This is a genomic window from Salinicola endophyticus, from assembly GCF_040536835.1.
Taxonomy (GTDB): domain Bacteria; phylum Pseudomonadota; class Gammaproteobacteria; order Pseudomonadales; family Halomonadaceae; genus Salinicola; species Salinicola endophyticus_A.
In genome coordinates this window covers 2,421,678-2,434,371 of record NZ_CP159578.1, presented here as the reverse complement: position 1 = coordinate 2,434,371, position 12,694 = coordinate 2,421,678, and the positions used below count along the sequence as shown (strand labels likewise).

General features: G+C 66.7%; 10 protein-coding genes and 2 tRNA genes. 2 read left to right on the top strand and 10 right to left on the bottom strand.

Annotation, left to right across the window (positions count from 1 at the left end; genetic code table 11):
• Positions 1-22 precede the first annotated feature (22 nt).
• Positions 23-2,131 carry a carboxy terminal-processing peptidase gene (locus tag ABV408_RS11030; protein WP_353979003.1) on the bottom strand — a complete coding sequence of 703 codons (2,109 nt, stop codon included), beginning with the start codon at positions 2,129-2,131 and terminating at the stop codon, positions 23-25.
• Positions 2,132-2,317: 186 nt separating this feature from the next.
• On the opposite strand from ABV408_RS11030, the gene ABV408_RS11025 reads away from it, so the two are divergent.
• Positions 2,318-3,658, top strand: a complete 1,341-nt coding sequence (locus tag ABV408_RS11025; RefSeq protein WP_353979002.1) for a M18 family aminopeptidase — start codon at positions 2,318-2,320, stop codon at positions 3,656-3,658.
• Positions 3,659-3,888: 230 nt separating this feature from the next.
• Positions 3,889-4,869 carry an N-acetyl-D-Glu racemase DgcA gene (dgcA, locus tag ABV408_RS11020; protein WP_353979001.1) on the top strand — a complete coding sequence of 327 codons (981 nt, stop codon included), beginning with the start codon at positions 3,889-3,891 and terminating at the stop codon, positions 4,867-4,869.
• A gap of 104 nt (positions 4,870-4,973) precedes the next feature.
• Here the strand turns inward: dgcA and ABV408_RS11015 are convergent.
• The 9 genes from ABV408_RS11015 to ABV408_RS10975 form a co-directional block, all read right to left on the bottom strand.
• Positions 4,974-5,050: transfer RNA gene (locus ABV408_RS11015), tRNA-Met, on the bottom strand.
• Positions 5,051-5,188: 138 nt separating this feature from the next.
• A complete protein-coding gene (gene ychF / locus ABV408_RS11010) occupies positions 5,189-6,280 on the bottom strand; it encodes a redox-regulated ATPase YchF (protein WP_353979000.1) in 1,092 nt (363 codons plus the stop codon).
• A gap of 112 nt (positions 6,281-6,392) precedes the next feature.
• The gene (gene pth, locus ABV408_RS11005; protein ID WP_353978999.1) at positions 6,393-6,977 is read right to left on the bottom strand and encodes an aminoacyl-tRNA hydrolase; all 585 of its coding nucleotides are present in this window, start codon (positions 6,975-6,977) and stop codon (positions 6,393-6,395) included.
• A gap of 33 nt (positions 6,978-7,010) precedes the next feature.
• Positions 7,011-7,658, bottom strand: coding sequence for a 50S ribosomal protein L25/general stress protein Ctc (locus ABV408_RS11000; RefSeq protein ID WP_353978998.1), 648 nt, complete (start codon positions 7,656-7,658; stop codon positions 7,011-7,013).
• Between the two features lie 131 nt (positions 7,659-7,789).
• A complete protein-coding gene (locus ABV408_RS10995) occupies positions 7,790-8,731 on the bottom strand; it encodes a ribose-phosphate pyrophosphokinase (protein WP_207036021.1) in 942 nt (313 codons plus the stop codon).
• 270 nt (positions 8,732-9,001) lie between these two features.
• A tRNA-Gln gene (locus ABV408_RS10990) sits at positions 9,002-9,076 on the bottom strand.
• A gap of 123 nt (positions 9,077-9,199) precedes the next feature.
• Entirely contained in the window at positions 9,200-10,063 is an 864-nt protein-coding gene (gene ispE / locus ABV408_RS10985) for a 4-(cytidine 5'-diphospho)-2-C-methyl-D-erythritol kinase (RefSeq protein WP_353978997.1), read from the bottom strand.
• Complete coding sequence (lolB, locus tag ABV408_RS10980) at positions 10,060-10,752, bottom strand: lipoprotein insertase outer membrane protein LolB (protein ID WP_353978996.1); 693 nt, start codon at positions 10,750-10,752, stop codon at positions 10,060-10,062. Before lolB ends, ispE begins: the two co-directional genes overlap by 4 nt.
• Positions 10,727-12,490 carry a tetratricopeptide repeat protein gene (locus tag ABV408_RS10975; protein ID WP_353978995.1) on the bottom strand — a complete coding sequence of 588 codons (1,764 nt, stop codon included), beginning with the start codon at positions 12,488-12,490 and terminating at the stop codon, positions 10,727-10,729. Before ABV408_RS10975 ends, lolB begins: the two co-directional genes overlap by 26 nt.
• Between the last annotated feature and the right edge of the window lie 204 nt (positions 12,491-12,694).

Genomic DNA, 12,694 nt, shown 5'->3' with positions numbered 1-12,694 from the left:
TGACAGGCCGGCGTGCGGTCGCTCAGTTGGCGGGGGGCTTCTGCATCAGCTGGGCGTAGTCGAGCAGGATCTGCGAGGTCTCCTGCAGCTCGGCGCGGTCAATCGGCTCGACGTCGTCGGCCTTGTCGCCTTTATCGTCCTGCTGGCCCTTGGCGCTCTTGTCTTTCGCGGTGCCACTGTCACTCGCGTTCGACTGGCCGTCGTCGGCATCCGCTGAGCGATCGCGGGCGTCGACCCAGCTCTTCAGCGGCTCCAGGCCCAGCGCGCGGCGACGCTGATTCTCCAGTGCCAGCTGCTCGGTCTCCTGAGCTTCCATCTCGCGTTTGCGCTGCTCGGCGTTGAGGCTGATGCTGGTCTGCTGTTCGCGCAGACGCTTGATCAACTGCGCCTGCTTCTCCAGATAGACGAAGTCCGGATCGTTGGCGACACGCTTGTCATGACGGTCCTGCAGGCTCTCCAGGTAGCGCCAGGGCTGGCCATAGAGCCGGTACTGCACCGGGCGCACGCGGTCCCAGGGCAGGGCGTTGTCGAGCGCGCTTTCACCGATCTCGTCGGGGTCGATCAGGCTGGGGAAGAGAATGTCGGGCTCGACACCGCGGTTCTGAGTGCTCTCACCGGAGATGCGGTAGAACTTGGCACGGGTGAGCTTGATCTGGCCGTGGCTCAGATCGCTCAGGGTCTGCACCGTGCCCTTGCCGAAGGTGCGGCTACCGATCACCAGGCCGCGACCGTAATCCTGGATCGCGCCGGCGAAGATCTCCGAGGCCGAGGCGGAGAGACGGTTGACCAGCACCGCCAGCGGGCCGTCGTAGGCGACGCCAGCGTCGGTGTCGCCATACAGGTTGATGCGCCCGCGGGCGTCGCGCACCTGCACCGTGGGGCCGCGGTCGATGAACAGACCGATCATCGAATTAGCCTCCTGCAGGGCGCCGCCGCCGTCGTTGCGCAGGTCGAGCACGATACCCTCGACGCTCTGCGCCTTGAGCTTGGCGATCTCCTTGGCCACGTCGCGGGTGGTGCTGCGGTAGTCGGTCTCGCCCGCCTGCCAGGCGTCGAAGTCGACGTAGAAGGCGGGGACGGTGATGATCCCGATCTTGTGGGTTTGACCGCCGCGCTGGATCTCCTCGACCTTGCTGTGGGCAGCCTGATCCTCGAGCTTGACCGTGTCGCGGGTGATCTTGACCTGCTGGGTGCGGGTGACGTCGACCGCCTTGGCCGGGATGATGTCGAGGCGCACGGTAGAGCCCTTGGGCCCGCGAATCAGCTCGACCACCTGATCCAGACGCATGCCAACCACATTGACCATGTCGCCGTCGTTGCCCTGGCCGACCGCGACGATGCGATCCGCCGGCTGCAGCACGCCGCTCTTGTCCGCCGGCCCGCCGGGCACCAGGCTGGAGACCTTGACGTATTCGCCATCGTTCTGGAGCAGCGCGCCGATCCCTTCGAGCGACAGCCGCATCTGGATGTCGAACGACTCTCCCTGCTGCGGCGAGAGATATTCGGTATGCGGGTCGACGGTGCCGGTGACTGCGGCCATCAGCAGCACCAGCACGTCCTCGGCGTTGGTCTGACGCACCCGGTTGAGCTGGTTGGTGTAGCGATCGTGCAGCGTCTTCTGGATCTGCGCCGGCGTCTGGTCGTTGAGCGACAGCGTCAGCGCCGCGTTCTCGAGGCGCTTGCTCCAGAGCGCGTCGAGCGACGCCTCGCTGCCGGCCCAGGGCGAGTCCTTGCGGTCGAGCGCCAGGCGCTCGTTACCGGTATAGGTGTAGTCGATGCCGTGATCGACCCGCGCCACCAGCCACTGCAGGCGTGCTTCGACACGCTCCTGGTAACGTGAATAGAAGGCATAGACGCGGTCCAGATCGCCATCCTCGACGGCGTCATCGAGCGTGGTGTCGAGGTCGCTGAAGTCGTCGACGTCGCGCTGCAGCAGATAGGCGCGCTGATCGTCGAGCACGTCGAGCAGGCGCTTGAAGGCGCGCTTCGACCAGGCATTGTCGAGGCTGACTTCGGCATAGGAGCCGTACTGAATCGCCTCCGCCACTTCCGTCGCCGCCTGGCGCTGTGCATCGGTTGGGGTAGGACCGGCCAGCGCCACGACGCTCCATGCCAGCAGTAGCAAACACATGGCCGCGTGCCGAGCGGCGACAGTCAGGGTTATCAATGAAGCACTCCCGGTTTCCTGTACACTCTGTTCCCTTTAAGACTACCGGCTGTTCCCTTTCAGACCACCGGATCCATGAATCTTTTTCAGGTCCAAAATCCATTGTAGCAGTCGTATCGACTGCCGACCGACCGCCGTTCGAGGAACCTCATGTCCGACCCCGTCGTCGCCGATGCCATTTCCGACACCGCCGTCATCGATCGTCTGATCGATTTCCTCGCCAGCTCGCCGTCGCCCTGGCATGCAACGGCCAATCTCGTCGAGCGTCTCGAAGCCGCCGGCTATCGTCGGCTGCGCGAGACCGACAGTTGGCAGCTGACGCCGGGCGACAAGGTCTACGTCACGCGCAACGACAGCTCGCTGATTGCGCTACAGCTACCGGCCACGCCGCTGCGCGCGCTGCGCATGGTTGGGGCGCATACCGATAGCCCGGCGCTCAGGCTCAAACCGCAGCCGGCGGTGGTCAACAAGGGGTGGCTGCAGCTGGGCGTACAGGTCTACGGCGGGGCGCTGCTGGCGCCCTGGTTCGACCGTGATCTGGGACTCTCCGGCCGGGTGCATGTTCGTCGAGCCGACGGTCGACTGCAAGGGTTATTGATCAATGTTTCCGAACCCGTGGCTATCATCCCCAGTCTAGCGATCCATCTCGATCGCGAGGCCAACAGCGGCCGTGCCGTGAACGCCCAGACCCAGATGGCGCCGGTGTTTCTGCAGGGCGGCCAGGCAGACGACGTGACGCGCCTGCTGCAGCAGTGGATCGCCGCCGAGCATGGCATCCAGGACGCCGAGATCGTCGACTTCGAACTGGGCTTCCACGACGTACAGCCGCCGGCGCGGGTCGGGGTCGCGGGGGAGCTTTTGGCCAGCGCCCGGCTCGACAATCTGCTCTCCTGTTTCATCGGCCTCGAGGCGCTGCTCGGCTGCGACGGCAGCCAGGGGGCGGTACTGGTCGCCAACGACCATGAGGAGGTCGGCAGCGCCAGCGCCTGCGGCGCCCAGGGGCCGTTTCTGGCCGATGTGCTGCGCCGGGTCAATGCGGCGCTGGGCGAGGCCGGTGACGAGGGCTTCGTACGCCTGATCCAGCGTTCGCTGATGATCTCCTGCGACAACGCCCATGCGCTGCACCCCAACTTCGCCGACAAGCACGACCCTAACCATGGTCCGGCGATCAACGCCGGCCCGGTGATCAAGGTCAACGCCAGCCAGCGCTACGCCACCAATAGCGCCACCGCTGCGCTGTTCCACGATCTCTGCCGCGAGGCCGAGGTGCCGGTACAGCAGTTCGTGACCCGCGCCGACATGGGCTGCGGCAGCACCATCGGGCCGATCACCGCCACCGAGCTGGGCGTGCCCACGATCGATGTCGGCGTGCCGCAGTGGGGCATGCACTCTATCCGCGAGACCGCCGGCACCCGCGACCCTGGCTATCTGATCCGCGCGCTGATCGCGTTCTACAATCGGGCGACGCTCGACCCGGCGCACGATGCCTAAGGGTTGTACGACACTAGGGGGTTGTACGAAAAGAGAAGCCTCTTGGCCCCCACTCCCAATCCTCTAACGAGGGGCGCGGGGGCCGGGCAAAGCGAGGGTCCTTTGCCAGGGATGGCAAAGGTAGCGCCCAGGGAAGGGTTCACAGCGCCCTCGCGACGCCCTGCCGTCGCGTTCTCCAGCGGTTGTGAAAGGCGCTCTTGGGAGATTCTCTAGGCCCTAGGAGGAACAGCATGGCGACACTGAAGGTGGAGGAGACGCGCTTCGCACTGGCCGAGCGCTTCACCATCTCGCGCGGGGCGCGCAGCGAAGCGCGGGTGGTGACGGTGAGCCTGAGCGACGCCGGCCACGTGGGTCATGGCGAGTGCGTGCCCTACGCCCACTATGGCGAGTCGGTGGCGAGCGTCATCGCACAGATCGAATCGCTGCGGGAAGATCTCGCCAGCGGGCTGGGTCGTGAGGCGCTGCAGACTCGGCTGCCGGCCGGCGCGGCGCGCAATGCGGTGGACTGTGCGCTATGGGATCTGGAGGCCAAGCGGCGTGCCACGCCGGTGTGGGCGCTGGCCGGACTGACGCTGCCGCAGGCCCAGGTATGCGCCTATACGCTGTCGCTGGATACGCCGGCTGCCATGCGCGACAAGGCCCAGCGCCATGCCGCGCGCCCGCTGCTCAAGCTCAAGCTGGGCGGGGAGGGGGATCTCGAACGCCTGCGCGCGGTGCGCGAAGGGGCGCCGCGGGCGCGGCTCATCGTCGATGCCAACGAGGGCTGGGACCTGCCCACCTACCAGCATCTGGCGCCGCGGCTGGTCGAGCTGGGTATCGAGATGGTCGAGCAGCCGCTGCCCGCCTCTGACGACGCCTCACTGGCGCAGATCGAGCGGCGCTTGCCGGTGTGTGCCGATGAGGCCTGTCATGATCGCAGCTCACTGGCAGCGCTGGTGGGGCGCTACGACATGATCAATATCAAGCTCGACAAGAGCGGCGGCCTGACCGAAGCCTTGGCGCTCAAGCGCGAGGCGCAGGCCTTGGGGTTCGGGGTGATGGTGGGCTGCATGGTGGGGTCGTCGCTGTCGATGGCGCCGGCACTGCTGGTGGCTCAGGGCGCCGCGGTGGTCGATCTCGACGGGCCGCTGCTGCTGGCCCGGGATCGCGCCCCCGGACTGCACTACGATGCGATGGGGGTGCATCCCGCGCCGCCGACGCTCTGGGGTTGAGCCCCGCCTGGCTCACCGATCCGACAGGTTTATCGAGAGGATAGGCAAGACGATGACCTGCAAAAACGCCAAAGCCCACGCGAGGTGGGCTTTGGCGTCGTGTCTGGTGGCTACGCCCTGATTCGAACAGGGGACCCCATCATTATGAGTGATGTGCTCTAACCAGCTGAGCTACGTAGCCGTCGTGGTCACGCTCGATGTGTGACAACGGAGGCGAATACTAGCATAACCCGATGAAACGTCAACGCTTTTTTGCATGAATCCGGCTGTCGGACGCTACCGGGGCGCACTACTGTCGGGCCCCGGCGGATGGCGGCGCTCAGACGTTGAAGCGGAAGTGCATGACGTCGCCGTCCTGGACCACGTAGGCCTTGCCTTCCAGGCGCCACTTGCCGGCTTCCTTGGCGCCGTTCTCGCCGCCCAGGGCGACGAAATCGTCATAGCTGACCACTTCGGCGCGAATGAAACCCTTCTCGAAGTCGGTGTGGATCACGCCCGCCGCCTGCGGAGCGGTGGCGCCGACCTTGACCGTCCAGGCTCGGACTTCCTTCACGCCTGCGGTGAAGTAGGTCTGCAGGCCCAGCAGCCCATAGCCGGCACGGATGACACGATCGAGCCCGGGCTCTTCCATGCCCATCTCATCGAGGAACATGGCGCGCTCCTCGTCCTCGAGCTCGGCGATCTCCGCTTCCAGCTTGTTGCATACCGGCACCACGACGGCATTCTCGCTGGCGGCGATGCGGCGTACCGTATCGAGATGGGGATTGTTCTCGAAGCCGTCTTCGTTGACGTTGGCGATGTACATCGTCGGCTTGAGCGTCAGGAAACCGAAGCTGCGCAGCTGGCGCTGCTCATCCTCGTCCAGACCGAAGCTGCGCAGCGGCTGGCCCTCGGCGAGATGCGGCTGGATGCGATCGAGAATGGCTTTGGTGGCGATCGCTTCCTTGTCGCCGCCCTTGACCACGCGGGTCAGGCGCTGGATCGAGCGCTCCACCGCATCGAGATCGGCCAGTGCGAGCTCGAGGTTGATGGTCTCGATATCGGCCGTGGGGTCGACCTGGTTGGCGACGTGGATGACGTTGTCGTCATCGAAGCAGCGCACCACATGGGCGATCGCGTCGGTCTCGCGGATGTTGGCCAGGAACTGGTTGCCGAGGCCTTCGCCCTTGGAGGCGCCCTCGACCAGGCCGGCGATATCGACGAACTCCATGGTCGTGGGCACGACCTTCTCCGGCTTGACGATCTCGGACAGCTTGTCGAGCCGCGGGTCCGGCATCGGCACGATGCCGGTGTTCGGCTCGATGGTGCAGAAGGGAAAGTTCTCGGCGTCGATGCCGGAGCGTGTCAAGGCGTTGAAGAGCGTCGACTTGCCGACGTTGGGCAGACCGACGATGCCGCAGTTGAATCCCATGAGCGCTTCCTGGAAAGAGAGTTCGTGACGCGTGAAAGATCGCTATTCTACTCGACCCGTGGCGCCGGCGATAACACGTGTATGGCGCGGGGTAGGCTGACGGGGGCGTGGCTCAGGCGGAAAAGGCGTGCAGGCGATTCATCGCCTTGGCCCAGTGGCCGTCGAGCGCGTCGGGCAGGGTGACGACGATCTCGTCGAGCGCTGCGTCGATGGCTTCGCGCTCCGTCTTGCCGGGGCGGCCGAGCACGTAGTTGGTCACCAGCTTGGCGCTGCCCGGGTGGCCGATACCGACTCTCAGCCGATGAAAGCCGTTGTGGTTGCCGAACGCGCTGATGATGTCGCGCAGGCCGTTATGGCCGCCATGACCGCCGCCGGTCTTGTAGCGCGCCGTACCCGGGGCGATGTCGAGCTCGTCGTGAGCCACGATCACCTCGTCCGGGGCAATCTTGAAGAACTGGCACAGCGCGGCCACGGAGGCACCGCTGCGGTTCATGAAGGTGGTGGGGTTGAGCAGATGCAGGTCGTGCCCGCCCAGGCGGATCTTGGCATATAGACCCAGAAACTTGCGCTCGGGACGCAGCGTCTGCGCTGCGTCCCTCGCGAGGCGTTCGACCAGCCAGGCGCCGGCATTGTGGCGAGTGTCTTCGTACTCCGGTCCCGGGTTGCCGAGACCGATGATCGCTTTCACGTCGCCCATGCCGTCGCCTGCTCTCGTCGCGTGCCGTGAAGCTTACGCTTCGCCTTTCGGTTCGCCGTCTTCGTCGACGCCTTCGCCGGCCACTTCGTCGTCACGTGCCACGGTCGGGTGAGTCACGCTGACGACGCCGGCATCGTGCTCTTCGCCGTGGGTCAGTTCGACCAGGGTCACACCTTCCGGCAGCTTGAGGTCGGACAGGTGAATGGTCTCGCCGAGGCCCAGATTGGCGACGTCGACTTCGAGGTATTCCGGCAGCTTGGACGGCAGGCAGCTGATCTGGACGTCGTTATTGAGGACGTGGATCACACCACCTTCGTCCTTGACGCCCTTGCAGCTCTCTTCGTTGAGGAAGTGCAGCGGGACGTTCAGGGTCAGCTCATGGGTCGCATCGACGCGCATGAAGTCAGCGTGGGTCACCAGGGCCTTGTACGGATGGCGCTGGAGATCACGGATGACGACCTGCTCGCTCTTGCCGTCGATCTGGATGTCGATGACCGAAGAGAAGAAAGATTCGTCTTCGATCGCCTTGTAGAAGGCCGGCTTGTCGATGGTGATCGGCTGCGGGGCGGCTTCGCCACCGTAGATGATCGCGGCGACCTGTTCGTTCTTGCGGCGCAGGCGGCGGCTCGCACCTTTCCCCAGCTCCGTACGAACATTGGCTGTCAGGGTGTAATGGGACATGAGTTGTCACCTCTATCGATAGAAAAGGAGTACGGCACCGCCCGCGACCAGGCCGTGCCGTCTCCATTGGCGCGACTGCCCTCACGGCAGTCGCCTGTGTGTCGGCGCGCGTTACTGACCGTAGTTGCCGATCAGTGGAACATCGCGCTGACGGATTCCTCGTTGCTGACACGGCGAATGGCTTCGGCGATCAGGCCGGCGACCGTCAGCTGACGGATCTTGCCACTGCGACGCGCAGGTTCGGAGAGCGGTATGGTATCGGCAACCACGAGTTCGTCAAGCACCGAGCCACTAATATTGTCGACCGCGGGGCCGGAGAGGATCGGGTGGGTGGCGTAGGCGACCACCCGACGCGCACCGTGATCCTTGAGCGCCTCGGCGGCCTTGCACAGGGTGCCGGCGGTGTCGACCATGTCGTCGACCACCACGCAGGTACGATCCTGGATATCGCCGATGATGTGCATCACCTGGGCCTGGTTGGCCTGCGGGCGGCGCTTGTCGATGATCGCCAGGTCGACATTGAGCTGCTTGGCGATGGCGCGGGCGCGGACCACGCCGCCGACGTCGGGGGAGACCACCACCAGGTCGTCGTAGTTCTGGCGCTCGATGTCGTCGAGCAGAATCGGCGAGCCGTAGACGTTGTCCACCGGCACGTCGAAGAAGCCCTGGATCTGGTCGGCGTGCAGATCCATGGTCATGACGCGGTCGACGCCGGCCTTGACCATCATGTCGGCGACCACCTTGGCCGAGATCGGCACGCGCGCCGAGCGCACGCGGCGATCCTGGCGGGCATAGCCGAAGTAGGGTACGACGGCGGTGATTCGGGTTGCCGAGGCGCGGCGCAGCGCGTCGACCATCAGAATCAGCTCCATCAGGTTGTCGTTGGTCGGCGCGCAGGTCGACTGCAGAATGAAGACATCCTTGCCGCGCACGTTCTCATTGATCTCGACGGCGATCTCACCGTCGCTGAACTGGCCGACCGTGGCGTGGCCGAGCCGGTTATCGAGGCACTCGGCCACTTTCGCCGCCAGGGCAGCGTTGGCGTTACCGGTGAAAACCATCAATTTAGACACGCGCGGCCACCTTTGAGAGCTGTTTGAAGGTCAGTTGGGACATTCGATTGGAGCAGAGACGGGCAAGACTGCAGTGGGAAGACGAGCGCTGATGGAGAGTGCCGAGAAGCCGGCGATATGGCGTCACGCACGACGGCGCCAGACGCTCGGGGCGCAGGGCGGCAGTCATGGGACGACAGGAGAAGCAGCAGCGCCGGTAGGGAAGTCGTGTGGGCAGAGTGGCCATCGCGTCCCGGTTTCCGTAGGCAGGCTTGCAAAGAGTCAAGGAAGTGGCTGGGGTACCAGGATTCGAACCTGGGAATGCCGGTACCAGAAACCGGTGCCTTACCACTTGGCGATACCCCAGCAATCGTCGGCAGCGCATATTATGCGTAAAAGCGCCGACCGTTGGCTAGCCGTGGATCAAAAACCACGCTCAATAGTGCTTCAGGCATGATAACCCTGCACTGCGGCGCGTGACTTTCGTCGTCAGGCCGACAGGATCTCCAGAGCGCGATGCAGCGGGGAGCGAGCCACGCCGCGGGCCTTGAAGATCTGCCACCCGTCGGGTGCATCGGCGATGACCGCATCGGCCGAGGCTTCATCCGCGACAGGGCAGAAGACGCAGGCGCCGGTCCCGGTGAGGAGCGCGTCACCGTGGCTCGAAAGCCAGGCGAGGGCGCGGTCGACCTCGGGATAGAGCGCGCGGACGACGCTTTCGCAGTCGTTGCGCCACACCGTCTCGGGGGTGGCCCCGTCGAGTGCGAGGCGCATACTAATGGCGGTGCTGTCACGTGTCAAACCGGGATGCCCAAACACCGCCGCGGTGGAGACCGCGACCCCCGGATGAACCACCACGAACCAGCGCTCGGCCAGCGCCACCGGGATCAGGCGTTCGCCCACGCCCTCGGCCCAGGCGCTGTCGCCGCGCACGAATACCGGCACGTCGGCGCCCAGGCCCAGGCCGAGCGCGGCGAGCCTGTCGTGCCCCAGGTCGAGCTGCCACAGCCGGTCCAGCGCGACTAGGGTGGTGGCGGCGTCGGAGCTGCCGCCACCCAGCCCGCCGCCCATCGGCAGGCGCTTGTCGAGCACGATATCGACCCCGGCACGGCAGCCGGTCTCGCGCTGTAGCAGGCGCGCCGCACGCACGATCAGATTCTCCTCCGCGCTGACCCCATCGAGCGCCGGGCTCAGGGTGACGACGCCGTCGTCGCGCGGGGTGAAGCTGAGGGTGTCGCCGTGGTCGAGCAGCTGGAACAGGGTCTGCAGCTCGTGATAGCCGTCGGCGCGGCGTCCGGTGATGCGCAGCAGCAGGTTGAGCTTGGCCGGGGCCGGCAGAACCCAGGGCGTCATGGCGTGGTGTCCGCCTGCCCCGGCTGCCACTCGTTGACCACCAGCAGGGCGCGAATGTCGTCATAGGTCATGACCAGACGCCGCGGCAGCCACAGCCCGCCGGCGTAGGTCCAGTCGCGGTAGGCGATGGTCCAGCCGGCCTGACGCAGCTGCGCCGGGAAGCCCAGGTCGTCGCGGGTCTCGTCGTGTGCCGCACCCGGGGCCGGCAGGCCGCGCACCCAGTAGTCGAGCGCCGAGATCGGCAGCGACCAGCCGAGCTGCTGCTGCATCAGCGCCTCCGGCGAGCTGGCATGGAAGGTGCCGTCACCGGTGGTCAGCTCGACCGCGCCGGCGTGCCCTTCGAGCACGCTGCGTCCGGTGCCGAAGGGGCCGCTGATGAGCATGCGGTAGTGCTGCGGCGTCTGGGTCCAGTCGAGGTTGGCGCTGGTGCTGTCACGTGGGGTGCGCAAGCCTACCTTGCCCGCCACGGTCCAGGTGTCGAGCGCCTCGAGCCGGCTCTGCTGGCGCTGCCAGTCGTCGGCCTGGCGCGGCGCGCTGGGGGCGGTGGTCTGGCCGGCGCAGCCCGCCAGCCATAGGCTCAGGGTGGCGGCGCCCAGCAGGCGCCAGTGGCGCGATACGAATGTCGAGAGAGATAACGGGGCCGCACGTGACGTGCTGGCCCGGTCAGGGGTTGGGTACGCTGGTGTCATCGGGACGTCCTGTCGAATCCGAAGCGGGTGAAGGGGTCAATCGGGGGTAGCGGCTCAGCAGCGCGTCGATATCCGGATGCTCGTCGCTGGCGGCCAGGGCGCGGGCAACGAGCGCTTTGGCCTCGTCGTCGAGACCCTTGGCGGCGAGGACTTCGGCCAGGTGCGCGGCGACCTCCTGGTCGGGCTGGCCGGCGTAGGCGCGGCGCAGATAGCCCAGCGCCTTGTCGTTGTCGCCGCGCTTGAAGTGGACCCAGCCGAGGCTGTCGAGGATCGCCGGATTCTGCGGTTCCAACTGGTGCGCGCGCTGGATCAGGCCGAAGGCCTCGTCGTAGCGGTCGCTGTCGGTGGCGAGCGTGTAGCCGAGGGCATTGAGCGCGGCGGCGTTGTCCGGCTCGCGGGCGATGATATCGCGCAGGGTAGCGATCATGCCGTCGACATCACCCTTGGCGTAGTCGCGCATCGCCCGGCTGTAGAGCAGGTCACTGTTGTCGGGATCGCGCTCGAGGCTGTCGGCGAGCAGGGCGTCGGCACGCGCGCTGTCATCGGCGGCGTCCAGCGCCTGCACGCCGATCTGGGTCAGCAGCGCGCGCTGACGCGGATGGCGCAGGCTCTCGATGCGCACGAAGTTCTCGGCGTCGTCGAGGCGCCCGGCCGCGACCAGCATCTGTATCGCCAGTGCCCGGGACTCGGCGAAGCCGGGCCCCGGCGGTACCTGACGGTAGTAGAGCAGGGCATTGTCGGGCTCGTCCTGGGAGTCGGCGATGGTGCCCAGCAGCAGATAAGCGGCCGGCGGTGTGGCGTCGCGGTCGAGCAGTGGCAGCAGCAAGCGTTTCGCCGGGTCGAGGGCGCCGGCCTCGAGATAGAGCTGGGCCAGCCCCAGGCGCAGACTGGGGGTGTTGTCGTGCTCGGCCAGCAGCCGATTCACTTGGGTTTCGGCGGCGTCGAGATCGCCGGCGGCGATCTCGGCCTGGGCCAGGGCCAGCACGAAGCGGGCGTCGTCCGGTGCCAGGGTCTGGCCGCGTCGGGCCAGCGCTGCGGCTTGGGCATTGTCGCCGGCCTCGATGGCGATCTGGGCGCGGGTCAGCCATAGCTCTGGCTCGCTGGCGTGCGTGCGGGTCAGCCGGGCCAGGCGTTGCTGGGCCACATCGGGCTCGCCGCTGGCCGCCTCCAGCCGTGCCATGGCCAGCTGGGCATCGAGCTGGGTCGGATGCGTGGCGAGAAATGCTTGCAACTGTTCGCGCAGCGGTGACAGCGGGGTGCGCGCCTCGATCGCCAGCTCGACCAGTTCGAGCAGGCGCGCCGGCTGGCCGTCGCGGGCCAGCTCGAGGCGATGGCTCAGCGCCCCGGGCCAGTCGCCGCGATCGATGGCAATGCCCGAGAGTAGCTCTTCCGGGGCGCTGTCATCAGGGGCGTACTGCTGCCAGCGCGAGGCCGTGGTGGCGAGCAGGGCAGTGTCGTCGGTGTAGCGCGCGGCGAGCGTGGCGCGCTCGGCCAGCGCCGCACTGCGATAGCGTTCGGCCGCGGCCAGGTAGCCGGTGGCCGCGCGGTGAAAGTCGCCGCGCTGCCCGGCCATCTCCGACAGCAGCACCTGCGAAAGACCGGCGGCATCGAAACCACGGGTGATCGGCGGCGCCGAGGCCATGGGGTCGGCAGCGGGGGCAGCGGGGTCGGCCGGCATGCTCTGGCAGCCGGCCAGCAGAGCCGCGCAGCCAGCGGCGTATAACAGACGTTTGGGCATGCCGTCCTCGGGGTCAGTCGATCGCCTCAGCATAACGGCTGGCGGTCGCGGGTCAATCTCGATGCATCGCCCTGGCCCGGGGGCGTGCGGCAATGACGCAGGGTGCACGGACAGGTTGCCTGCTAAGTGTCGTTAGGCTGTGCTAAAATGGCGCAGCCGTCGACGGCCGCGGGCAGGATATACCGAACTGCGGCAAGCGCGTGG